This window comes from Faecalibacillus intestinalis, assembly GCF_015097455.1.
GTDB classification, from domain to species: Bacteria; Bacillota_I; Bacilli_A; order Erysipelotrichales; family Coprobacillaceae; genus Faecalibacillus; species Faecalibacillus intestinalis.
In genome coordinates, this window is record NZ_AP024085.1 from 1,038,344 (window position 1) to 1,060,191 (window position 21,848).

Sequence of the window (21,848 nt, forward strand, 5' to 3'; positions counted from 1 at the left end):
GTATTTTACCTGTATAATCTTTAATAAATAAAAAAATATAGGTAGGTAGGATATATATGAAAAAAAATATTAAATTAATTTATAACAATGTGGAAAAAGGAATAATCGGTATTCATTTATTTGCTTGTTTATTCATTTCAGGAAATATTTTTTTTATACTTCTTGCAATGATAGGATCGTTAATTATCATGAAATTATGTGAAATTAGTGTGAGTTTTATCTATACAATTCCTTTTATAACTGAAGATGACCGTAGAAGAATAGCAGAGAAAGATCCTAATTCATACAAACTAAACTTATATAAAAAATCAGTTAAGAATAAATATATACAAGCATTTATGTTTTCGACATTACTTATTGTGTTTTTATTTGTTGATTTTGGGATTGTTTATGATTATTTTTTTAAACAAGCAGTCGACTTTACAAAAATGTTGTCTAATGCACTTTTTCTTGGCTTTGGCTTAGGTGGTTTAAAAGCAATTTGTTATAAAATGATTGAGTAGATATGTAGGATATACAATATTTATTCATTTATAGATAAGCTACTAGGAATGTAACAAAAAAGGAAACAGAAAATAATGAAATAATTTTCATGCTACTTACAATGTTATAATTATTATATTTTATAAAGGAAATATTTTGTTAATTATCAGTGTAATGATAAAATTATTAGTTGTGATTAAAATAGTGGAAATATCTATTAGCTTTATATTTATAATATCTTTTATTAACGAAGATGAATGATAAAAGAAAATCTATATTCTCTAAACAGGCATTATATAACCAATCTGTGAAAGTGAAATATTCACAGGTTATTATATGTAGCATAATATTAATCTTTATTCCAATGGGGAATATAGAGATATAATCTATGATTTTCTTTTTTAGTCTGTGATATCTTTACCGGTTATTGAGATGCTATTTACATTTATTTTTCTAGGATTTGATGATCTAAAAGATATCGTATTCAAAATGATTGAATGATACATATTATTTTTCTTATGTTATCTATAAAATAATTTAATAATAACTAAAAAAATAGTATAAGCTGTAACAAAATCAATAACATGAACTATTCCATTTATTTCCTATGTTAACAGAAATTAAATAGCTTTAAGAAGGAAAATAATATGTTTATTATTATGCTTAGGTATTCTTGTGGGGTGTACATCTTTTGATAATGTTTCATTTGAAGATTGGATAGAAGAATTAATAGGTAATGTGACGAGGAAAATGTTAAACATATGACATTGCAATTTAATTATAATAATGAAGATGTTGAATTGATATTATGGGCACTTGATTTAAAGAAAGATGTTAAATTTGATTATAATAATTTGAATTTCAAATAGATAAGTGTATATAAATGAATAAATTAAAATATTATGATAAGAGAATACATCTAAAAGTATGGTAAGTACAACATTCGTAAATACATTTTTTAATAATAGTGGATTATTTATAGAATTATTTTTAGTGGAATTGTAAATGGAATTTATTAAAGGTGAAAAGAAATCAAAAGTATTTTGGTAGAAATATATAGTATAAATGAAATTATGAGTATAATTTCAGTATTTGATTGATATTTAAAAGACTTGAATCATTACAACTAAAGAACATGTTTTTTGTTAAATATGAAAAAAGTAATTAGGGTGCAAAAAATAATAGTAAATCATTGGTTTATTATATGGACCAATGATTTACTTTGGATATGTATTTTATTTCTAGATTTAGGATATGAGTCAACGATAGTCAATATATTTAGTTGAATTACATTTTATTTAAATACTTATACGAGGAGGATATATGGTAGAAAAAAATTTGATTATTGATAATATTTATATTTCTCCCTATGAAAAATACGCTGTTCTTTATGCGAATACATTCATTACTATATTTGATATGGAAGAAAATAAGCTATTTAGGGTAAATATGAAATATGTTTCCAATACACATATTACATATGATAACCAGTTGTTGATAGGATCAACAACTGGTTCTAATATCTTTATTTATGATTTGAAAGAAAAAAATATTATTTAAAAAAAAACTGTATCTCGGCAACATTATGTATCATTGATTCAACAATTCAATAACGATAAAATATTTATTTTATGTGATAGCTATTGTAATAAAGATATCTTATTATGTGTATATGATATAGAAAAAAAGAAACTAGAAAAAATAAATAAAAAAGAGATTAAACATATTGATAAACAGGTTTATTACCACAAGGGTAGACTAATATTTAAATTAGATGTTGAAATTGATTTACAAAATAAAAAGAATAAATATTGCTCTTATTATGAAATAGATGAAAATTATCATTTAAAGAAATATAATCATTTAGATTTTATGGTACCTAATAAAACATTGACATTTTCTAGGAATGGTTATTATTGTATTGAATATAAGAAAAATTTGAAATTAGAAAAAAGTGAATATGATATAAGTGTATTTGATTTAAAAAATGATATTGTATTATGGCAAGTTAAAAATGTAGATTGTAGATTTGGAATACGTAAAGGAGAAAAAGAAGTTTCATATTCTAAATTCGCCATAGGATATTTTGGGGAATTTATTGGAGATTTAATATTAGACAAATATGATAAACCTGTTCTATATAGGTATAGTAAAAATATTATAGAAATTTATTATTTAACAGAGGGTAAGAAATATGAAATTAAATTTGACGATGATACTAACATAGGGGTTTGTCGCTTATCTATAAAAAATGATTATGTAATAGTACGACTTGATAATTTTTGGAAATATCCTGTGAAAGGTAAAGGGTATATATATAATCTATCTACATTATTGGAAAATAATGGATATAAATTAATATAATCTTGTTGGAGGTGAAAGAATTATATAAAAGTAATCTATTAAATTAAATAATGATTATTTTAAATAAAATAATTTTTTATTAAAAGAAATTTTAAAAGAATAAAACTGAATATAGACAATAAGACATTGGTAAAATTTTTCTAATGTCTTATTGTTAAGTTAGAGAGGAAATACAAATTGAAAAAAGAAGTTGTAAAATTAAAGAGTGCGGAAAAATTATATAAAGAATTTGATAATACATGTACAAGTAGAGCAATGATAAAGAAAACGGGCATATATGCAAATCTTATATACATAATAGAAGTTATTTTTATTGTTTTAGTGATATTCCTATATTACTTTTATAAGTTGGGATTTAAATTAAATGCTAAATCTTTTGAAATGATTAGTATTCATGATGGTAAATCATTTTTATGTTATATAGGAGAATTATTATTTTTTATGTTTATTACAGTGATTACTTTGTTCTTTGGGGAAAACTTTTTGGCAAACAAGGTTATGGATACCTTTGGAATTGAAGAGAAAAAATATAAAAAGATTTTTAATGAAACTAGTGAGGTTGATATTAATAAATCAATTAAGAAAAAATGGTACAAGAAAGCAATTCATAAGGTTATTAGTAAAATACAAGTTCCTAGCGTTAATGAAACAATTAAAGAATACTTAGAAGAAGAAAAGGAAAAATTCATAAAAAAACAATTGCAAGGCTATTCTAAAGAACAATTAATGACAATATATAAATTTATGGAGAATTCTATAAGAAGCATATCTTTAGAAATAGCTAATACATCAAATATAAACATATATGTTTCCTTTTTAACCATTTTTTTAACTGTCTTTTTAACAAATTTATTATCTTTTAATAAGATTGAGAATAAGAAAGATATAATTATTGTTCTAGTTTTTACTTTAATTGTGATAGTAAGTTCATATTTTTTTTATAAATTCCTTATTTATTTATATAAAAAATATGAGACAAATTTCTTATTGGGATATTTAAAAAAAGAAGAAAAGCAAATGAAACAATTTATAGAAGTATTAAAGGATGTAATTATTAATTATGATTATTATTTTAATGGTAAAGAAAACATTAGTGAAGTAGGTAAACAATTCAGTTTAGATATCGGAAATCGCTCCTTTTCTCTAAAAAATATGAAAAATGATATAAATAAATTAAAGGCAAGATTTTTACATAGATCAAAAAAATAAGTAAGAATAAAATTATTTATGAATGGTTTGGCTGAGGATAGTTACTTGCTTTTCTAACATAGAATTAAAAAATAGAGGTGATATTATATGAATAATCAAAGTATTATACAATATGCAAAAAGTAGACATATTGAAGATTGTGTTCATTTTACAAATGTATTAAACTTGAAGAGTATTATAAATTATGGACTTCTTCCAAAAAGTACTTTAAAAGAAGAATCAATGAATTTTCAAGAAAATGATGTATATAGATATGACGGATTTGAAAATGCAACTTCTTTATCTATTACTTTTCCAAATTATAAAATGTTTTATTCAATAAGAACTCAAGATACATCTAAAAATTGGGCGGTTTTAGTAATCGATGCGTATTCTGTTTTATCAAAAAAATGTGCATTTAATTATACAAATGCAGCAAATCATTTATTAGGTAAGATACCGATTGAAGAAAGAATGACAGTTGATTCTTTTAAAAAAATGTTTTCCGAAAACAATCATTATTTCACTCGTGAACAATTGAAATTATCAGATAATGAGACAACTGATCCGCAAGCTGAAATTTTACTATTTGAAGAAATATCATATAAATCTATCAAATTTGTATATTTTGAGTCGGAAGATGTATATAATGAATATAAAGATTTTTTAAATAAATTTGGGATTCTAAGTTGTGTTAATATAGGATACTTTTTACCTAGAAGAGACTATTCCTGTTGGTGAAAATAAAAAAGGAGATGACATAGTATAGTGGCTAGTAGACCAATATTTCATACTTTACCTTATTATCCGTTTTACGAAGAGATAGATGTAGATTTTGTCTATTATTCAGGTTTTTCTAAAATTCAAAAACAAAAAAGCTTGAATAGTTTACAATCCAATTATATTTTTAAATTTAAAAATAGAAAAATTATTGATATTTCAACAAAAAGTACTTCTGATTTAGGAGTTAAACTTAGTGCTTTCAATTTAAAAGTAAAATATAAGAACAATTACTTTTTTGTTGAATGTCTTTTTCAAGGAAGTAAGACCTTTAAAAATGGTGGACCATATAGAGATTTACTATCAAAAAATCCAAAAGATGCAAAAAGAGACAAAAGATTGAAAGAAAGTGGAGAATTGATACATTTTAATTACTTTGATATGATTTTTCCCTTAGAACCTAAAGATTATTTTTATAATTGGCTTTATATCAATTCTTTATATAGAAATCCTGGATTGGCTAAGAGAATATTAGAATATGATAGTTTTTCTGATATTGAATTTAATCCTAAAAGATCTGTTAATTGTCAGGCAAGAGCTGTAGCAATTTTTGTAGGACTTAGTAAATCAAAAAAATTAGAAGAAGCAATGAAGTCAAAGGAATCATTTTTTAAAGTAGTGTATGGAGAAAAGCACCATAACAAAGTTGAGCAACTAAATATTTTCAAAATGTAAAAAAAATAGTAAATTTTAAAAAGCACAAAATTTCACGGTTATTAGTTATCGGATTATTCTGTGCTTTTTTAAATTCAAATTATTTGTATATGATCTTTGTAAGAATATAAATATTTATATTTATTAAGGAAGTTAAAATAAAATGAAAAGCTATCTTTACTTTTCGGATTCTTTATCAATATTATTATATTTTTAATAGATTGCGGTATCTAGTTATAATTTTTTAAATTAATTATATATTTAATATAGTACATTAGCTCTGTAACAAATAGAGCAGAAAACATACCTAAATTAAGAATTTTATTTTTAGAAATTATTAGAACTAAAGAAAAAATAATAATAAGAAGATATTTGTAGTAAATATTATAATTTTTCAAATGTAAAGTATTTTCTTCACAGGGCTTTATAATAAAAAGTAATATAATTAGGATAGGTGAAGCGATTTTTAATAAATTATGATAAAAGATTTCTTTACTTAGTATATTTGTTAGTGAGTATATAATAACCATTAAAGAGGTACATCCATATATTGTTTTACAATGAAAACCTCCCAATGTAATTCTCAATATACAAAAAGTAGGTATAAAATATAATCCAAATCCACAATTTTGAAATAAAATAGACAAAACGATTAAAATTAATATGGTAAATAAATTATAAATCAAAACTTCTAGTCCGTATTTTAAAATATCTTGATCATATGCTTTTGAATCAAATTGTGAACATAACTTATTGACAATATTTTTAAAGTTCATATCATAGCTCCTTTTTTTTATCCACATTATTAATTATAGACATTATTTTATTTTTTGATAATTCATCAAGATCAGTAATATCGATAATCATTCTTTGGTTTCGCCCACATAAAAAATCTAATGTTACTTTATAATAATTGGCAAGTGATATTAAATTACTTACGCTTGGTTCTCTTTTTGCCAATTCATAAGCAGAAATTGTTGTTCTATCTATGCCTGTCATTTCTTCAGCTAATATTTGTGTAACATTTTTCTTATCTCGTAAATATTTTAAATTTTTACCAATTATTTCTTTGTACATATTTATCACCTAATAAAAAGATATACAAATTCTTGCGACTCTAGGTCGCAATGTTACAATTTGCAACATTTTTTGTTTTTTATGATAAAAGATTGCATAATATGATAAAAATGTACAAATATCATTAAATTATATTTAGATTATAGTAAGGAGGAGATAATTATGAAAGAACGTAGTAAAAATAGGGTAAAAAAAGCTGTATCGAAAAAAGCATGTGATTTTCTTAATTCACTTGCATATACATCTTGTTCATCATATTCTTTTGTAGGACCATATGAGCCAAAAAAACCAGAAAAATTAAAAAAACAAACTAATATTTAATATATCAAATATGATATAATGAAAGAAAAGAATTAAGTTACTTAATGACTTAATTCTTTGCTTTTTTGGAGGTTTTTATAATGAATATTGTTTTAGTTGATGATGATATTGAATTTTCTAATAAATTAAAAGTAGATGTTAAGTTGTATTTTAAACAGCTAGATGAAAATATCAATTTTATTGTTTTAAATGATTCGTTTGATACAATAAAGGACATTGATCAAATTGACCTCATTTTTTTAGATGTTGATTTGAATTTTGAAATGAATGGGATTGATATAGGAGCTTATTTGAAATCTAAGTTTCCTAAGATAATTATTGTATTTGTATCAATGCATGAGGATTTTGTTTTTCCTGCATTATCTATCGGTTTTTTTCAATTTATAAGAAAAACAAAATATGATTTTGATATTGTAAAAGTATTGAAACAAATAGAGGATTATTTAAAAGAAAATTTAAAAAAGATATGCATTAAAATGGATGGAAGAAGTTATGTTGTTAGATTGAACGATATAAAATATATTATGTCCATAGGTCATGATTTATATATTAATACATATCAGAAGGAATATTTGATATATTCATCTTTAAAAAAATTTATGGATCAAATATCTTTTGATGAACTAGTTCAAATTGAAAGAAGTTTAGTAGTTAATCTTAATTTTATTAAAAGAATGGATAAAACAAGTGTTATAACATTAAATGATGAAGAATATTTTGTTGGTCGGAAATATCAAGATGAGCTTGTAAGAAAGTATGAGGAGTTTCTTTTAAGATGATTTTTTTTGATATTATTATGACATTGATTGAAGATTTCATTCTTGCTTATTTTGATTTTAAAACATTAAATATTATTAATAACAAGTTGGTCATTTTTTTAACACTGGTCTGTACAATAGTTACTTTTATATTTAATAATTTGCTATTAAATAATTATTGGTTAATGATTATTTTGATTGTAATTTTTACTTTTATATCTTCTTTTTATGATAAAAAAAGAAATTTAATATATTTTATTGTACCGGCAATATTGATAATAATTCTACTTTTTTCTAATACAGTGTCTATTATTTTGGTTTCCACAATATTTTTCATAAATCCAATGCAAATTTCTTCTAATAATATTTACATTATTTTCTTGTCTCTTTTATCAAGAATTGTATTTTTAGCTTTAGCTTATTTATTTAGATATTATGACAATAAATATAGATTGAATAAAAATAGATTATTAGTAGGTAATTACTGGTGGTCATTTTGTTTATTTATTTTATCATTTTTAGGAGTATATACATTGTTGTTTGAAATGATTTTTTATCATATAGTAAATTCTACTAATATGTATAAATTATTATTTCAATTAATTGTCATGTGTTGTTCTTTTTTTATATTTTATTTTAATATTCAAAAAGAATATTAAAACAATCTCATTCTAAATGAAGAATTGGTAAAAAGTAAGTATGCAACAGAAACTTATGAAAAGATTAATAAGCTTTCTTATCAAATGCTACAAGAAAAACACATGATGTGTTACATTTTGATGTCCTTTAAGCATTATTTAGATACGAATGATTATGATGCAATTGAAAGACTTATAGAAACACAATTAAATAAATTTGATTTTTATAAATTCTCTAATTTTACAGGTGTCAAATTATTTGATGAAGAAATTATTAAATACTTTATTTCATTAGAAAATGATGGATTTTCAATAAAGAAGGTTATCACGATAAATAATACAAGAATTTTAGAAAATGAAAATTTTGTTAAAGAGATAAAGTCAATTCTAAAACAAATTGCTGAATTTTGTTTGTATAATAAAACTTTTGAATTTTATTTATATGAGGTCAATGAATTTGTAGTTTTAAAGATTTTAACATTATGTACAGATAAAGTATTTAAATTTAATGATAGCTATGATGAATGTATTGTAAAAAAAAGAAAGCTTCAAATAAAAAATGATAATATAGAGATAAAAGTACTTTTTAAAATAGATTAATAAATATTCTATTTTATTTCCTCAAAATTATATTTTATAAAGAAAAATTAGATATGAATTTTGAATGTGGGTTTAATTAAAAAACTGTTTAGTACATATTGTATATAAAAGTAATTCACTTATTTTTTTACTTTAAGTGAGTTGCTTTTTTTTTGGTTAAATTAGAGCAATACCTTCTATAAAATGGACCCTGTAAAACGGACACAAGAAAAAAAGTACTTTGGTGCTTAGTCCTGTTTTACAGGGATTTTATTTTGTGTATTATGATAATTGAAGGAATAGTGGTGTGTTTATGGGGGTTAATTATTTTACAGAAGAACAGGTCAAAGAGCTTGAAAAGAATCCATATGTAAAGAAAGTTTCTAATAAAAGCATAACTTATGCAGAAGAATTCAAAGAACTATATTGGATTGATTATCAAAATGGAATACAACCCATTGAAATATTTAAAAAATATGGATTTGATCCAAATGTATTAGGAGCTAAACGAAGAAATACTTTTACTGAGCGTTTAAAAAAACAAACTCAACGAGTAGAAGGATTTAAAGATACAAGAAAAGATAATTCAGGTAGACCATCTGCCAAAGAGCTATCTTTAGAAGAACAGATCGAAAGATTGAAACATAAGAACAAAGTTCTCCAATAGGAGAATGATTTTTTAAAAAGAGTGAGATTTATCAACAGAAAGCAAATTTCAAAACAATCGAAGAACAAACAGTAAGAGAAAAATATGAACTTATCGATAGAACTTTAAACTCAAAAAATAATGTATTAACAGTTTCGTATCTTTGTGAAAATGCCGGAGTATCAAGAAGTGGATTCTATTCATGGAAAAAAAGAAAAAACGATTTATCATCAACATATAACAAGAAAGAAGAACAGGATCTTAAAGACTTCGAATTGATTTTAGAGGCCTACAATTTTAAAGGTTATGATAAAGGCAGACGTGGTATTCATATGTGTCTTCTTCATATGGGAGTCTTGATGAATCATAAGAAAATAACAAGATTGATGAAAAAATTTAATTTATTTTGTCCTATAAGGAAAGCAAATCCTGCAAGAAGAATGGCTAAAGCATTGAAGACATCAAATTATGCGGATAATATTTTAAAAAGGCATTTTGATGAATATGGACCTGGATATGTGTTAGAAACAGATATTACCTATCTATTTTATGGTCAAAAACGTTCAAAAGCTTATCTTTCTGTGGTAAAAGATGGTTTTACAAAACAAATTCTTTCATATGTATTGTCATCTTCATTGGAAGAGGATTTTGTATTAGAAACAATAAATCAGCTATTTGAAAATCATAAACATAACATTCATACTGATGCATTGATTCATAGTGATCAGGGTGCTCATTATACAAGCGTTATGTTTATTGATCTTCTAAAAGATTTAGAAATAAGGCAATCAATGTCAAGAAGAGGAAACTGTTGGGACAATGCTCCCCAAGAGTCATTCTTTGGACATATGAAAGATGAGGTTGACAAATATATAAATGCAGCATCAACGTATGATGAATTAAAAGAAGTGATTGATAGCTACATTGATTATTACAATAATGAACGTTATCAATACAAACTGGCTAAACTGTCACCAAATGAATATTTTGAGTATTACAAGACAGGAAACTATCCATTGAATCATATAACAAAAGAACCTGCTGAATATAAAGCAAAATTCAAACAGGTCAGACAAAATCTAAATAAGGACTTAACAATCAAAAGATTGATAAGTGTTATCAATAGAATATCTCATTTCAAATAACCCATTAGGCAGCTTGCATAAATGTTTAAGGATTAAATCAACATCATTATCTGAAAGAGATACATAACCAAGTTCATCCATCTTAGTAAAGATTACAGTTCCATTAAATACACCATCACAATCATTCAAATACCCTCTATAGATAATAGTTGTATCATCATCATAAATGCTTAAATCCTTTACAAGAAGATAGATTGAAAGATCTTCTTCAAACAGATAATTACGATAATCAAAGACACCCAGTTCTCTTTTAACTAGATCTGTCATTCGTTTAGTTTTTAAAATTTTAAATTCATTGTTTTTTATAATTACATATTTACAATATTTAGACATAAAAATATATCCTCCTGGTTTTTTATACCTTGAGAATATATTCATTTTTATTCAAATTTAAGTACTTTTTTCTTGTGTCCGTTTTACAGGATCCATTTTAAAATTATTTCGTAACATCCCCTTTTTTTGGATTATTTAGCTAATGATTATCGAGAAATAATGTTATATAATAGTATACGGATAATATTCACATTATTTTAAATATATGATTAAATAAGAATAATTGAAAGGGGATAATCATGAAACAATTTAAAATTAATATTAATGATTTATTTGAAAAAAGTGAAGTTGAAACAATGATGGATGATGTTGAAAAATCATCAATTATTTATGAAATGAATAATATCAATCAAAAAGTATTAAACGAAATCAGTACGTATGCAAATAATAGAGAACGTATCCAAAATTTAACAGATGAATTTACAGAAATCATGTATCATGAGCGTATTTCAAATAATGATGTTGAAAGAATTGATTATATTTTTGATCAACTTATTCATCATATAGGGCTTGATGCACCTGTTTTAGCAGCATGTACGAATACGATCTTTAATACAATTAATGAATATAAAGAAGAATATATTCAAGAGTTTATAAGGCTTAATCCACAATTAAATGAAGAAATGATTTCTGTGGAATTAGACACATATAAAGATGCAGCTTATGAGTTAAATAAAATATTTGTAGAAACAGTAGGAACTATAAAAAAATGTGATATTGATGCAATAAATGAAGCTGTTGATTTATTCTTTGATCAAGATGAACCAACAGATTTGATTCAAATATTTATTGCTAATACGATTCAAATATTAAACCAACCAGATTTATTAGTAGATGTTTTAGGATTGTCTGTACTTATTAATGAAATTATTATTAATCATCAATTAGATGATTTTAATCCCAATTTATGGAAAATGAATCAACATCGTTTCTTTAGTATAGATTATAAAGATTATTTAGATGAAGATGAAAATCAAGATGCTTACAATTAAATGTAGAGCATCTTTTTTATTGGACTATCCGTCCATTGAAAGAAGGAAAAAAGAAGATAAAATAATAATAGAAATGAAACAAATATGAGACAAATTATCATTAAACATATAATACAATTAAATCAAGAAAATTCCTTACATCAATATAAAAAAAGAGATACTAGAATACTTAAAAGTCAGCGATTAAAAGAAATAGTAGAGATCAGTCAAAGTATGCTTAAAGGAGACTATGAAGGATTAAGAAAAAATCGAATGATCTGTGCAGAGAGTTTTAAGATGGCAGCCATCTTTACGCATACAGACATTAAAGAAGAAGACTTACTAGGAGGAGATGAAATCAATATGTGTGTAGCAATGAATCAATTATTTCAAAGAATGAGAAACGAGGGAGAAAGTATTGGAATTAAAAAAGTTAGACAAGAAGAAAAACAAAGTACTTTAAAAGAACTGCTTAAAGTGAAACTAGGAACTTTATCAAGTCCTTTAGAAAAACAACTTACAGAAACATCGCTAGAAAAATTGAATGAACTTACATTAAATATCTTTAATATTAATAGTGAAGAAGATGTTTTAAATTTAATGAATTAAAAGATGAGCTATAAAGAATCTAATCTTGTCAATCAAGAAATTCTTTATAGCTTTTTGTATATATTTTATTAGATAAGACAAACTAGAAATGAAAATATTTGACAGTTAAGTTAGCTTATGCTAACATAATATCGTGAGTTAGTTGTAGCTAACTAAAGGAGGAAGAAAATGAAAGTCGTATATGCATCAAGAACAGGAAATGTTGAAAGTATTATTTCTAAATTAGGAATTGAAGATGCTTTAAAAGTTGAAGATGGAAGTGAAACAGTAGAAGAAGACTATATCTTATTTACTTATACTGATGGTTTTGGAGATGTTCCTTACGAAGTAGATGAATTCTTACAAAGTCAAAGTGAACATCTAAAAGGTGTTGTTGTAAGTGGTGATACTGGATATGGAGAAGCTTATTGTAAAGCAGGAGATGTCATTGCTGAACAATATAATGTACCATGCTTATATAAAGTAGAAAATGATGGTAGTGACGAAGATATCGAAGCTATCAAAAAAATGATTGCTTAATTATGCCATTGTCTGCTTACGAATTTGAAAGAAGATTAATCTTTTATGCTTCACCAACACTTACAAAACTTAAAGTTGCATGTATTTATAATTTAAATGATCTTGATGATTTAGAAGAATGTATCCAATATTATAATGAACTTTTAAATAAAAAAGATATTTATTTAAAAGTACTTAAAATAAAAGAACGTTCTATGATTTATGTTTATCAAAAAGAAAAGTTAAATAAATTATGCGCATGTAAACAAATCCAAAATATCTTTAAACAATATGATTACAATTGTACATCTTTAGATACTCTTATCCTAGATTTACAAAAACGCCTCAATGATTATGATTTTCCTCATGAAATCGGTTTGTTTTTAGGATATCCTATGACAGATGTTTTAGGTTTTATTGAAGGGAAAGAACATTTAAGTGTTGGTTATTGGAAAGTTTATAGTCATGTTAAAAATTGTCAGCATACATTTGATAAATATCATAAATGTACACATGAATTATGTAAAAGATTTAATCAAGGAGAAAGCGTTGAGCAAATATGCAGATATGTCTAATTGGTAAAGAATTCTTTACCAATTTTTATTTTTGTTTATAATGTTTTTAGGTGAAAGTTATGTTAGAAAAAGAAAAAGCAATTGAAAAATTAAATGAAAAGGAAATAAAAGTATATCAATATATTTTAGCGCATTCACTAGAATTTCCTTTTATGACAATTAGAGAACTAGCAGATAAAGTACAAGTTTCTACAACTGTTATTTTAAATTATGTAAAAAAAATGGGATATAAAAGTTTTAAAGAATTTAAATTAGCTTATCGCTTGCAAGAAAGAAAATCAAGAGAATCTAAAAGAATATATGATGATAAACAAGTTATAGGTGCTTTAATTCAATTAGACAATGAATACTATCAAGAAAAATTACATCTTGCCAAGGTGATGATAGGCAATCATAATAATTTGATTTTTACAGGTGTTGGAAATTCAGGATTGATAGGAGCATATGGAGCACGTATTTTTTCAAGTGCTGGAAAATATGCCAATGTTATCAATGATCCTTTTATGCGTATTAATGCTTCAATGGAAGATACGGTTATTATCGCTTTGTCTATATCAGGGAAAACACCTGAATTACTTCGTATTGTAGAGTCGTGTAAAACATTTGGCGCCTGTATTATTTCTATTACAGCCAATATGAAATCACCGCTTGCTTTAATGAGTGATATATCTATTCCTTACTTTTTAAAAATAGATAATATTGATCAAATAGATCTGACAAGTCAAATTCTTGCAGTTGCTATTATTGAAAGATTAGCACGTAACGATTAAAAAACAAACGTTTTTTTAAAATAACAAAAAACAGAAATGTAACATAGAATATAGCGCTTACAATTTTATTGAATGAAAAATATAAGCGTGATATTCTTTTTTTGTATCAAGAAGATATCTTGATCATTTGGCCAAATATAAATATTTAATGGAGGAAATTATATGGAAAAAATGCAAGCGTTCATGGAACGATTCTTTGTTCCTTTTGCTGCAAAAATTAATAGTCAAAGACATGTTGCTGCAGTAAGAGATGCTTTTACTTTATCATTCCCGCTTACAATGGCAGGGTCGATGGTATTATTAATAAACTATGTATTTTTAGATCCAACAGGATTTGTTGCAAGTTTATTACATTTAGGAGATTTAATTCCTAATTTAGCTGATTATCAAGCAGTATTGAGTTCTGTTATTAATGGGACAACAAATATTTTAGCAATTTTAATTGCTTTTCTAGTAGCTTATCAATTAGCACAAGAAATGCAAGGAGATCAAGTTTTATGTGGAATTACAGCTTTAGCTGCTTATTTCATTTTATATCCAGCAGCAAGAAATTTTGCTGATAAATCTGGAAGTGGTTTAATGACTACATATTTTGGAGCACAAGGTTTATTTGTTGCTTTATTTGTTGGCTTATTTGTCGCTGAATTATTAACACGTTTAGGGAATAACAAAAAACTTGTTATTAAAATGCCTGAACAAGTACCACCAGCAGTATCTCAATCATTTAATTTATTATTACCAATTATGATTGTTCTAGCGGTTACAGGTGTTCTTAACTTTATTTTCAATAATATTACAAGTGATGGTATTCAAGTATTGATTTATAACATGATTCAAGCACCACTTACAAGCTTAGGAAGCTCAATGGGAACAATTATTGTTTTTGTTGTTGTACAACAATTCTTATGGGTTTTAGGAATCCATGGTCCAAACACTTTAAATGCATTACGTTCAGTGATCTTTACAGAACAACAAAATATGAACTTAGCTTATGTAGCTGCACATGGAACTGCATGGGGTGCCCCTTATCCAATTAACTGGGGATCTATTAATGATGCTTTTGGTAATACAGGAGGTTCCGGAGCAACTTTAGGTTTAATTATTGCAACATTTATTGTTGGTAAAAAGAATAAGGCACAATATCAAATTTGTAAAATGTCACTTGCACCAGGTTTATTTAATATCAATGAACCAATTATCTTTGGTTTACCATTAGTTATGAATCCAATGTATATTGTTCCATTTATTTTATCACCGGTCGTATGTAACATTATTGGATGGTTCTGTGTATGTGTCATTAAAATCATTCCACCAGTTGCTTATAGTGTTGCATGGACAACACCAGGTTTCTTGATTCCTTTCTTAGGTTCAGGAGCAAATAATATCATGGCTTTAGTTATTGGTTTTGTCTGTGTTGGTGTAAGTACTTTAATTTATTTACCATTTGTTATCGCAAGTACAAAAGCAGCCCTAAAAGCAGAAGGAGCAGAAAATGCGTAAGGATTTTTTATGGGGTGGAGCTGTTGCTGCTCACCAAGTAGAAGGTGGCTATAATGAAAAAGGAAAAGGTCTCAATGTTTCAGATATGATGACAGTTGGGGGTGTTGGTAAAAAAAGACAAATTACAGATACGATTTTACCTAATGAATTTTATCCTAATCATGAAGCTATTGATTTTTATCATCATTATAAAGAAGATATTGCTTTGTTTAAAGAAATGGGATTCAAATGTTTTAGAACATCTATTTCTTGGGCAAGAATCTTTCCTCAAGGGGATGAATTAGAACCTAATGAAGATGGTTTAAAATTCTATGATGAGATGTTTGATGAATTATTAAAAAATGGTATTCAACCCGTTATTACTTTAAGCCATTTTGAAATGCCTTATGGTTTAGTAAAAAAATATGGTGGTTGGAGAAATAGAAAACTGATCGATTGTTTTGTAAGATTTGCGAAAGTATGTTTTGAAAGATATCAACATCAAGTCAAATATTGGATGACTTTCAATGAAATCAATAATCAAGCAAACTATAAAGCAGATGTGGCAGTTTTTACAAACTCAGGTATTTTATTTGAAGAAGGAGAAGATCGTGAAGCAATTGTTTATCAAGCAGCACTTTATGAATTAATTGCTAGTGCAAAAGCTGTAAAAATAGCACATGAAATCAATCCTGATTTAATGATTGGATGTATGATGGCCATGACACCAATCTATCCTTATTCATGTAATCCAGACGATATGTTAAAAGCTGTAGGAGCGAATCATAAACGTTTCTGGTATTTAGACGTTCATGCTAGAGAAATTATTCCTGGTTATATGAAATCATTCTTTAAAAGAAAAGGATATGATTTAGATTTAACTCAAGAAGATTTAGAAGCCTTAAAACATGGTTGTGTTGATTATATAGGTTTTAGTTATTACATGTCTTTTGCAACAAAAGGTGATGGTAATATTAATCTTGATTATGATGAAGAAAATGATTTATGCGATAATCCTTATATTCAAAAAACACAATGGGAATGGCCAATTGATGCTAAAGGTCTTAGATATACATTAAATTGGTTATATGACCGTTATCAACTTCCAATGTTTATTGTTGAAAATGGTTTTGGTGCAATCGATCAAAAAGAAGTTGATGGTTCAGTTCATGATCAATATCGTATTGATTATCTAAAAGAACATATTCAAGAAATGAAAAAAGCTGTAGATATAGACGGTGTTGATTTATTAGGATATACTGTTTGGGGTTGTATTGACTGTGTAAGTTTTTCAACTGGAGAAATGAAAAAACGTTACGGATTTATTTATGTTGATAAAAATAATGATGGTTCAGGATCATTAAAAAGAAGTAAAAAAGATTCTTTTGAATGGTATAAAAAAGTTATTGAAACCAACGGTGAAGTGTTATAAAAGGAGAATTATATGAACAATTACTTTCTACAACTAAAAAAAGATATTCCTAATGATATAGGATGGATTAGAAGAATTTTATCTTATGCTTTTGATTGGTATATTGGAGGAATGATTGCCTCTTTACCAGTGATTGTTATTTATATGATGTTACATCAAGATGCAACGTATATACCTCAAAATTTATCCATCTTTCATGCACCTTACAATATCATTGCTGGAAGTCTATCATTTATTGTTGCTAGTGGATATTATGTTTTAGTTCCAATGTTTGTTTTTAAAGGACAAACATTAGGGAAAAAAATCTTTCATTTAAAAATTATTGCAAATAATTATGATGAAGTAACAAATAAACAATTATTTATTCGACAATTTATAATGATTTTATTAGTTGAAGGAAGTGTATTTACTTCAAGTAATATATTACATCAATTATTACAAGTTGTAACAGGTTTAAATATTCCAAAGTATTATGCTTATTTTGGAATATTTATGACACTTATTTCAGTGATTTTAATGATTGTTTTAAAATCAAGAAGACCGTTACATGATCTATTTGCTGATACACGAGAAGTATATCTTGAAAGCAATGATTATACATATTATCAAAAGAAAAGAAAGAAAGTAAAAAGAAAATCAGGTAAGTAGCCTGATTTTCTTTTAGAGGAAAGTTATGGAATATTTAGTATTAGATGTAGGTGGAAGTGCAATCAAATATGCTTTAATGAATGATGAATTAGAGTTTCTTGAAAAAGGGCAAGTACCAACACCTAAAACATCATTAGAAGATTTCAAAAAAGAAGTTCAAAATCTTTATCAAAAATATCAAGAACGTGTAGATGGAATTGCTATGTCACTTCCTGGTTTAATTAATAAAAAAACGAATAAAATGCAAATACCAGGAGCATTACTTTATAATCAAGATGTTGACATTTTAAAAGAGTTGAAATCAGTTACAACAGATCGTTTAACAATTGAAAATGATGCTAAATGTGCAGCTTTATGCGAGGTTGTTTATGGCAGTTTAAAAGACAGCCAAGTAGGTGCTGTTTGTATTATTGGTACTGGTATCGGTGGAGGTGTAACTATTGGAGATAAAGTCTTTACCGGTGTTCATGGCTTTGCTGGAGAATTTAGTTATTTATCAATAGATTGGAAAAAGAATTTAGGCTTTGAAAATAAATGGGGAACTGATTTTGGAGCGTTTACATTGGTTGAAATGATAGCTAAAGCTAAAGGATTAGTAGAAGAAATTGATGGTGTACAAGCTTTTGAATATTGTAATCAAGGAGATAAAGATGCTTTAAAAGCTTTAGAAGAATTTTGTAATATAACAGCGACAGGGTTATATAATTTACAAGCGGTTATTGATCCTGATAAAATTGCTATTGGTGGAGGTATTAGTAAACAACCAATTTTATTAGAATATCTTCAAAAATCACTGGATAAGATTTATCAGTCAATTGATGTTCCAATTCCTCAAGTAAACATTGTTCGTTGTAAATATGATAATGATTCAAATTTAATAGGTGCACTTGCAAACTATAAAAAGATATATAACTGCTAATCATACTTGATTAGTAGTTTTTTTTTAGTAAAATGTATTTGGTGATGTAAATGGAAGTAAATGAAGTAATAACAAATTTAAATCCTTTAGAATATGATATTTATTTTTATTTAATACAAAATAAAAACATGGTTATTTCAATGAAATTAAAAGATCTAGCAAATCAATTACATGTATCAACAGCTATGATTACAAGAGTTTGCCAAAAATTAGGCTTTGAAGGATTTGGAGAATATAAAGCTTATTTAAAATTAGAAGAACATGAACAAGTAAATACCAATACATTTCAATTAGAACATATTTTTAATTTTTTTTATAGTGTTGATAATGAGATGTTTTATCAAGAAATTCAAGAGGCAGTAGCTTTAATTAAAGAAGCAAGAGATGTTATTTTTTATGGAATTGGTTTATCAGGCATTCTTGCACAATATGGCCATGGTTTGTTTAATCGAAAAGGAATACGATCGTTATATATAGAAGATTTTAGTATGCGACTTGATTTTTATGAAAAAGCGATCGCAATTATTTTATCGGTTTCAGGAAATACAACAGAGGTATTAGGAAGAATACAGAATTTAAAAAGTTATGGAACGAAGGTCATTTTAATTTCTGAAAATAGTCATAATAAAGCGGCTCAAATGGCTGATTTATGTATCAATTACCATTTACCTAATGTAAAAGATAAATATTATGCTAATTCTGTAACCCAAGTTCCTGTTTTGTATATTTTAGAGTGTCTAGCAAATAGTTTATAGTTGGCAAAATTTTCTTTACCAATTTTTATTATACTAATGAAAACGGTACTAAAAAATGGTATGATAGATGTGTATTTTAAGGAGGAAATAGAATGGGATTTAGAGAAGATTTTTTATGGGGTGGAGCAGTTGCTGCTCATCAATGTGAAGGTGCTTGGCAAGAAGGTGGAAAAGGAATCAGCTGTAGCGATGTCGAAACTGCAGGAGATAACGTTACAGGTGCGCCAAGACGTTTAACTGATGGTATTATTGAAGGTGAAGATTATCCAAACCATGTAGGTGTTGACTTCTATCACCGTTATAAAGAAGATGTTGCTTTGTTTGCAGAAATGGGATTTAAAGCATTTAGAACTTCTATTGCATGGACTCGTATTTTCCCTAGAGGAGATGAAAAAGAACCAAATGAAGAAGGTTTAAAATTCTATGATGATTTATTTGATGAGTGTCATAAATATGGTATTGAACCTGTTATTACATTATCACACTTTGAATTACCTTGGGCATTAGCTAAAGAATATGGTGGATTTAGAAATCGTCAAGCAATTGATATGTTCGTTAAATTTGCGAAAGTATGTTTTGAAAGATATCAACATAAAGTAAAATATTGGATGACTTTCAATGAAATCAATAACCAAGCTGATGCGACACAACATAACTTAATTCAAGAAGGTGCTGTTTTACTTCAAGAAGGTGACGATGCAGAATATTTAATGTATTTATCAGCACATCATGAATTAGTGGCTTCAGCATTAGCTGTAAAAGCAGCACATGAAATCAATCCTGATTTACAAGTAGGATGTATGATTGGGATGAATGGTGTTTATCCAGCTTCACCAAAACCAGAAGATGTAATGAATGCTCTAGGTGCAATGCATCAAAAATATTGGTATGTAGAAGTACATGCTAGAGGTCATTATCCTCGTCATATCTTAAAGAAATTTGAAAGAAAAGGATATGATTTCATTACTGAAGAAGATAAGAAAATCTTAGCTGAAGGTAAAGTAGATTATATTGGATTCTCATATTACATGTCATTTGCGACAAAATATCAAGGACGTAATGAAAAAACATTTGATTATGTACCTGAAGATTTCGTAAGAAATACATACTTAAAAGCATCAGATTGGGGATGGCAAATTGACCCACTTGGATTACGTTGGTGTCTAAACTGGTTCAATGACCGTTTTGAACTTCCAATGATGATTGTTGAAAATGGATTTGGTGCTTACGATAAAAAAGAAGCAGATGGTACAGTTGATGATCAATACCGTATCGATTACTTAAAAGAACATATCCAAGCAATGAAAGATGCTGTTGAATATGATGGTGTTGATTTACTTGGATATACAATGTGGTCTCCAATTGATATTGTTTCCGCTTCAACTGGTGAATATGATAAACGTTATGGATTTATCTATGTTAACTATAATAATAATCATGAAGGTGATTTTTCTAGAAGTAAAAAGAAATCATTTGATTGGTATAAACATGTTATCGAAACAAACGGAGAAGAATTATAAGAATGGGGATGTCCTCATTCTTTTTTTATGATATAATTATCCTATGGAGGGATAAGAATAGTATGAAAAAGTTAATGAAGTTAATGTGCGTATTTGCACTTGTATTTGTTGCTGGATGTGGTGCTTCTTCATCAACAGATGAACAAAAGGAAGTTGTAACAAACTTTTTTGATTATGTAAAGGAATGCGACATTACAAAACTTAAAAAGGTAGCGAGTGAAGATGTTTTATCAGGAATGGATCTTGAAAAAATGGAAAAAGAATTAAGCCAATATACTGAAGAAGAATATGGTAAAGTTTTTGTTGATGAAACAAATAAATTCAAAAAAGCTATTTTCAAAGATTTATTTACAGATATCAAAATTAAAGATATCAAAGCAGATGGGGATAAAACAACAGTTAAAGTGACAGGAAAACAAAAAGATTACTCACAAGTATCTTTTGATCAAAGTGAATTAAACACAACTGCACAACAATATGTAGAAGAACATCAAGATGAACTTGCTAAAGTCTATCAAGAAGAAGGTCTATCAGCATATCAAATTAAAGTATATGATGGTATTGCACCTATTCTTTATCAAAGCATGACAGAAACATATAAAAACGCACCTACTGAAAAACTAACAGCAACATTTACTTTAGAAAAGAAAAATGACAAATGGATCATTACAGGTATTGATGAATAAAAGATAAGCAATCATAAGAT

27 protein-coding genes are annotated in these 21,848 nt (G+C 26.3%); 24 read left to right on the plus strand and 3 right to left on the minus strand.

Going from position 1 to position 21,848, the window contains the following annotated elements:
- Window positions 1-56 precede the first annotated feature (56 nt).
- The 6 genes from Fi14EGH31_RS05400 to Fi14EGH31_RS05425 all read left to right on the plus strand — a co-directional run bounded on the left by Fi14EGH31_RS05400 (window position 57) and on the right by Fi14EGH31_RS05425 (window position 5,490).
- Entirely contained in the window at window positions 57-503 is a 447-nt protein-coding gene (locus Fi14EGH31_RS05400; protein WP_117575924.1) for a hypothetical protein, read from the plus strand.
- Window positions 504-1,806: 1,303 nt separating this feature from the next.
- Window positions 1,807-2,043, plus strand: a complete 237-nt coding sequence (locus Fi14EGH31_RS05405) for a hypothetical protein (RefSeq protein WP_117865381.1) — start codon at window positions 1,807-1,809, stop codon at window positions 2,041-2,043.
- 33 nt (window positions 2,044-2,076) lie between these two features.
- Window positions 2,077-2,847, plus strand: coding sequence for a hypothetical protein (locus Fi14EGH31_RS05410; RefSeq protein ID WP_117865379.1), 771 nt, complete (start codon window positions 2,077-2,079; stop codon window positions 2,845-2,847).
- Between the two features lie 177 nt (window positions 2,848-3,024).
- Complete coding sequence (locus Fi14EGH31_RS05415) at window positions 3,025-4,056, plus strand: hypothetical protein (RefSeq protein ID WP_117575922.1); 1,032 nt, start codon at window positions 3,025-3,027, stop codon at window positions 4,054-4,056.
- A gap of 87 nt (window positions 4,057-4,143) precedes the next feature.
- Window positions 4,144-4,776, plus strand: a complete 633-nt coding sequence (locus Fi14EGH31_RS05420) for a DarT ssDNA thymidine ADP-ribosyltransferase family protein (protein ID WP_117575921.1) — start codon at window positions 4,144-4,146, stop codon at window positions 4,774-4,776.
- A gap of 27 nt (window positions 4,777-4,803) precedes the next feature.
- Complete coding sequence (locus Fi14EGH31_RS05425) at window positions 4,804-5,490, plus strand: DarT1-associated NADAR antitoxin family protein (protein WP_117575920.1); 687 nt, start codon at window positions 4,804-4,806, stop codon at window positions 5,488-5,490.
- A gap of 209 nt (window positions 5,491-5,699) precedes the next feature.
- Here the strand turns inward: Fi14EGH31_RS05425 and Fi14EGH31_RS05430 are convergent, their stop codons facing one another.
- Window positions 5,700-6,245 (minus strand): accessory gene regulator B family protein, encoded by a 546-nt coding sequence (locus Fi14EGH31_RS05430; protein ID WP_158575456.1) that lies wholly within the window; start codon window positions 6,243-6,245, stop codon window positions 5,700-5,702.
- 1 nt (window position 6,246) lies between these two features.
- A complete protein-coding gene (locus tag Fi14EGH31_RS05435; protein WP_117575918.1) occupies window positions 6,247-6,546 on the minus strand; it encodes a helix-turn-helix domain-containing protein in 300 nt (99 codons plus the stop codon).
- Window positions 6,547-6,708: 162 nt separating this feature from the next.
- Here Fi14EGH31_RS05435 and Fi14EGH31_RS05440 point away from each other — a divergent pair, with 162 nt between their 5' ends.
- The 6 genes from Fi14EGH31_RS05440 (at window position 6,709) to Fi14EGH31_RS05465 (ending at window position 10,633) form a co-directional block, all read left to right on the plus strand.
- On the plus strand, window positions 6,709-6,867 hold the full coding sequence (locus Fi14EGH31_RS05440) for an AgrD family cyclic lactone autoinducer peptide (RefSeq protein ID WP_117575917.1): 159 nt from the start codon (window positions 6,709-6,711) through the stop codon (window positions 6,865-6,867).
- A gap of 80 nt (window positions 6,868-6,947) precedes the next feature.
- On the plus strand, window positions 6,948-7,646 hold the full coding sequence (locus Fi14EGH31_RS05445; RefSeq protein ID WP_117575916.1) for a LytR/AlgR family response regulator transcription factor: 699 nt from the start codon (window positions 6,948-6,950) through the stop codon (window positions 7,644-7,646).
- Window positions 7,643-8,284 carry a hypothetical protein gene (locus Fi14EGH31_RS05450; RefSeq protein WP_200765221.1) on the plus strand — a complete coding sequence of 214 codons (642 nt, stop codon included), beginning with the start codon at window positions 7,643-7,645 and terminating at the stop codon, window positions 8,282-8,284. Before Fi14EGH31_RS05445 ends, Fi14EGH31_RS05450 begins: the two co-directional genes overlap by 4 nt.
- A 24-nt stretch (window positions 8,285-8,308) precedes the next feature.
- Window positions 8,309-8,863: a hypothetical protein gene (locus Fi14EGH31_RS05455; RefSeq protein ID WP_200765222.1), complete on the plus strand. Its 555-nt coding sequence runs from the start codon at window positions 8,309-8,311 to the stop codon at window positions 8,861-8,863.
- A 292-nt stretch (window positions 8,864-9,155) separates the two neighbouring features.
- Window positions 9,156-9,509, plus strand: a complete 354-nt coding sequence (locus tag Fi14EGH31_RS05460) for an HTH domain-containing protein (protein ID WP_117575914.1) — start codon at window positions 9,156-9,158, stop codon at window positions 9,507-9,509.
- A gap of 56 nt (window positions 9,510-9,565) precedes the next feature.
- Window positions 9,566-10,633 carry an IS3 family transposase gene (locus Fi14EGH31_RS05465; protein ID WP_032090451.1) on the plus strand — a complete coding sequence of 356 codons (1,068 nt, stop codon included), beginning with the start codon at window positions 9,566-9,568 and terminating at the stop codon, window positions 10,631-10,633.
- Here Fi14EGH31_RS05465 and Fi14EGH31_RS05470 read toward each other — a convergent pair.
- Entirely contained in the window at window positions 10,580-10,966 is a 387-nt protein-coding gene (locus Fi14EGH31_RS05470) for a hypothetical protein (RefSeq protein ID WP_117872467.1), read from the minus strand. The genes Fi14EGH31_RS05465 and Fi14EGH31_RS05470 overlap by 54 nt on opposite strands.
- Before the next feature lie 239 nt (window positions 10,967-11,205).
- On the opposite strand from Fi14EGH31_RS05470, the gene Fi14EGH31_RS05475 reads away from it, so the two are divergent.
- The 12 genes from Fi14EGH31_RS05475 (at window position 11,206) to Fi14EGH31_RS05530 (ending at window position 21,828) form a co-directional block, all read left to right on the plus strand.
- Complete coding sequence (locus Fi14EGH31_RS05475) at window positions 11,206-11,958, plus strand: hypothetical protein (protein ID WP_117865365.1); 753 nt, start codon at window positions 11,206-11,208, stop codon at window positions 11,956-11,958.
- Between the two features lie 84 nt (window positions 11,959-12,042).
- A complete protein-coding gene (locus tag Fi14EGH31_RS05480; RefSeq protein WP_117575911.1) occupies window positions 12,043-12,546 on the plus strand; it encodes a DUF4351 domain-containing protein in 504 nt (167 codons plus the stop codon).
- A 168-nt stretch (window positions 12,547-12,714) separates the two neighbouring features.
- Window positions 12,715-13,065 carry a class Ib ribonucleoside-diphosphate reductase assembly flavoprotein NrdI gene (nrdI, locus tag Fi14EGH31_RS05485; RefSeq protein WP_117575910.1) on the plus strand — a complete coding sequence of 117 codons (351 nt, stop codon included), beginning with the start codon at window positions 12,715-12,717 and terminating at the stop codon, window positions 13,063-13,065.
- Window positions 13,066-13,067: 2 nt separating this feature from the next.
- Window positions 13,068-13,619 carry a DUF3793 family protein gene (locus Fi14EGH31_RS05490; protein WP_117575909.1) on the plus strand — a complete coding sequence of 184 codons (552 nt, stop codon included), beginning with the start codon at window positions 13,068-13,070 and terminating at the stop codon, window positions 13,617-13,619.
- A 59-nt stretch (window positions 13,620-13,678) separates the two neighbouring features.
- The gene (locus Fi14EGH31_RS05495) at window positions 13,679-14,389 is read left to right on the plus strand and encodes a MurR/RpiR family transcriptional regulator (protein ID WP_022002267.1); all 711 of its coding nucleotides are present in this window, start codon (window positions 13,679-13,681) and stop codon (window positions 14,387-14,389) included.
- A gap of 162 nt (window positions 14,390-14,551) precedes the next feature.
- Window positions 14,552-15,889, plus strand: coding sequence for a PTS sugar transporter subunit IIC (locus Fi14EGH31_RS05500; RefSeq protein ID WP_022002266.1), 1,338 nt, complete (start codon window positions 14,552-14,554; stop codon window positions 15,887-15,889).
- Window positions 15,882-17,300, plus strand: coding sequence for a 6-phospho-beta-glucosidase (locus Fi14EGH31_RS05505; protein ID WP_200765223.1), 1,419 nt, complete (start codon window positions 15,882-15,884; stop codon window positions 17,298-17,300). Before Fi14EGH31_RS05500 ends, Fi14EGH31_RS05505 begins: the two co-directional genes overlap by 8 nt.
- Before the next feature lie 12 nt (window positions 17,301-17,312).
- The gene (locus Fi14EGH31_RS05510) at window positions 17,313-17,948 is read left to right on the plus strand and encodes an RDD family protein (protein WP_022002264.1); all 636 of its coding nucleotides are present in this window, start codon (window positions 17,313-17,315) and stop codon (window positions 17,946-17,948) included.
- 25 nt (window positions 17,949-17,973) lie between these two features.
- A complete protein-coding gene (locus Fi14EGH31_RS05515) occupies window positions 17,974-18,867 on the plus strand; it encodes an ROK family protein (RefSeq protein ID WP_107030614.1) in 894 nt (297 codons plus the stop codon).
- A gap of 50 nt (window positions 18,868-18,917) precedes the next feature.
- Window positions 18,918-19,622, plus strand: a complete 705-nt coding sequence (locus Fi14EGH31_RS05520; RefSeq protein WP_022002263.1) for a MurR/RpiR family transcriptional regulator — start codon at window positions 18,918-18,920, stop codon at window positions 19,620-19,622.
- Between the two features lie 92 nt (window positions 19,623-19,714).
- Entirely contained in the window at window positions 19,715-21,142 is a 1,428-nt protein-coding gene (locus Fi14EGH31_RS05525) for a 6-phospho-beta-glucosidase (RefSeq protein WP_107030615.1), read from the plus strand.
- Between the two features lie 62 nt (window positions 21,143-21,204).
- Entirely contained in the window at window positions 21,205-21,828 is a 624-nt protein-coding gene (locus Fi14EGH31_RS05530) for a hypothetical protein (RefSeq protein ID WP_117347155.1), read from the plus strand.
- The last annotated feature ends 20 nt before the right edge of the window (window positions 21,829-21,848 follow it).

Coding starts and splice junctions, on each gene's coding strand:
- Fi14EGH31_RS05450 (WP_200765221.1), top strand. CDS start 7,643: ATGATTTTTTTTGATATTATTATGACATTGATTGAAGATTTCATTCTT.
- nrdI (WP_117575910.1), top strand. CDS start 12,715: ATGAAAGTCGTATATGCATCAAGAACAGGAAATGTTGAAAGTATTATT.
- Fi14EGH31_RS05440 (WP_117575917.1), top strand. CDS start 6,709: ATGAAAGAACGTAGTAAAAATAGGGTAAAAAAAGCTGTATCGAAAAAA.
- Fi14EGH31_RS05460 (WP_117575914.1), top strand. CDS start 9,156: ATGGGGGTTAATTATTTTACAGAAGAACAGGTCAAAGAGCTTGAAAAG.
- Fi14EGH31_RS05405 (WP_117865381.1), top strand. CDS start 1,807: ATGGTAGAAAAAAATTTGATTATTGATAATATTTATATTTCTCCCTAT.
- Fi14EGH31_RS05515 (WP_107030614.1), top strand. CDS start 17,974: ATGGAATATTTAGTATTAGATGTAGGTGGAAGTGCAATCAAATATGCT.
- Fi14EGH31_RS05445 (WP_117575916.1), top strand. CDS start 6,948: ATGAATATTGTTTTAGTTGATGATGATATTGAATTTTCTAATAAATTA.
- Fi14EGH31_RS05500 (WP_022002266.1), top strand. CDS start 14,552: ATGGAAAAAATGCAAGCGTTCATGGAACGATTCTTTGTTCCTTTTGCT.
- Fi14EGH31_RS05505 (WP_200765223.1), top strand. CDS start 15,882: ATGCGTAAGGATTTTTTATGGGGTGGAGCTGTTGCTGCTCACCAAGTA.
- Fi14EGH31_RS05510 (WP_022002264.1), top strand. CDS start 17,313: ATGAACAATTACTTTCTACAACTAAAAAAAGATATTCCTAATGATATA.
- Fi14EGH31_RS05430 (WP_158575456.1), bottom strand. CDS start 6,245: ATGAACTTTAAAAATATTGTCAATAAGTTATGTTCACAATTTGATTCA.
- Fi14EGH31_RS05480 (WP_117575911.1), top strand. CDS start 12,043: ATGAGACAAATTATCATTAAACATATAATACAATTAAATCAAGAAAAT.
- Fi14EGH31_RS05490 (WP_117575909.1), top strand. CDS start 13,068: ATGCCATTGTCTGCTTACGAATTTGAAAGAAGATTAATCTTTTATGCT.
- Fi14EGH31_RS05530 (WP_117347155.1), top strand. CDS start 21,205: ATGAAAAAGTTAATGAAGTTAATGTGCGTATTTGCACTTGTATTTGTT.
- Fi14EGH31_RS05475 (WP_117865365.1), top strand. CDS start 11,206: ATGAAACAATTTAAAATTAATATTAATGATTTATTTGAAAAAAGTGAA.
- Fi14EGH31_RS05495 (WP_022002267.1), top strand. CDS start 13,679: ATGTTAGAAAAAGAAAAAGCAATTGAAAAATTAAATGAAAAGGAAATA.
- Fi14EGH31_RS05420 (WP_117575921.1), top strand. CDS start 4,144: ATGAATAATCAAAGTATTATACAATATGCAAAAAGTAGACATATTGAA.
- Fi14EGH31_RS05470 (WP_117872467.1), bottom strand. CDS start 10,966: ATGTCTAAATATTGTAAATATGTAATTATAAAAAACAATGAATTTAAA.
- Fi14EGH31_RS05400 (WP_117575924.1), top strand. CDS start 57: ATGAAAAAAAATATTAAATTAATTTATAACAATGTGGAAAAAGGAATA.
- Fi14EGH31_RS05520 (WP_022002263.1), top strand. CDS start 18,918: ATGGAAGTAAATGAAGTAATAACAAATTTAAATCCTTTAGAATATGAT.
- Fi14EGH31_RS05525 (WP_107030615.1), top strand. CDS start 19,715: ATGGGATTTAGAGAAGATTTTTTATGGGGTGGAGCAGTTGCTGCTCAT.
- Fi14EGH31_RS05435 (WP_117575918.1), bottom strand. CDS start 6,546: ATGTACAAAGAAATAATTGGTAAAAATTTAAAATATTTACGAGATAAG.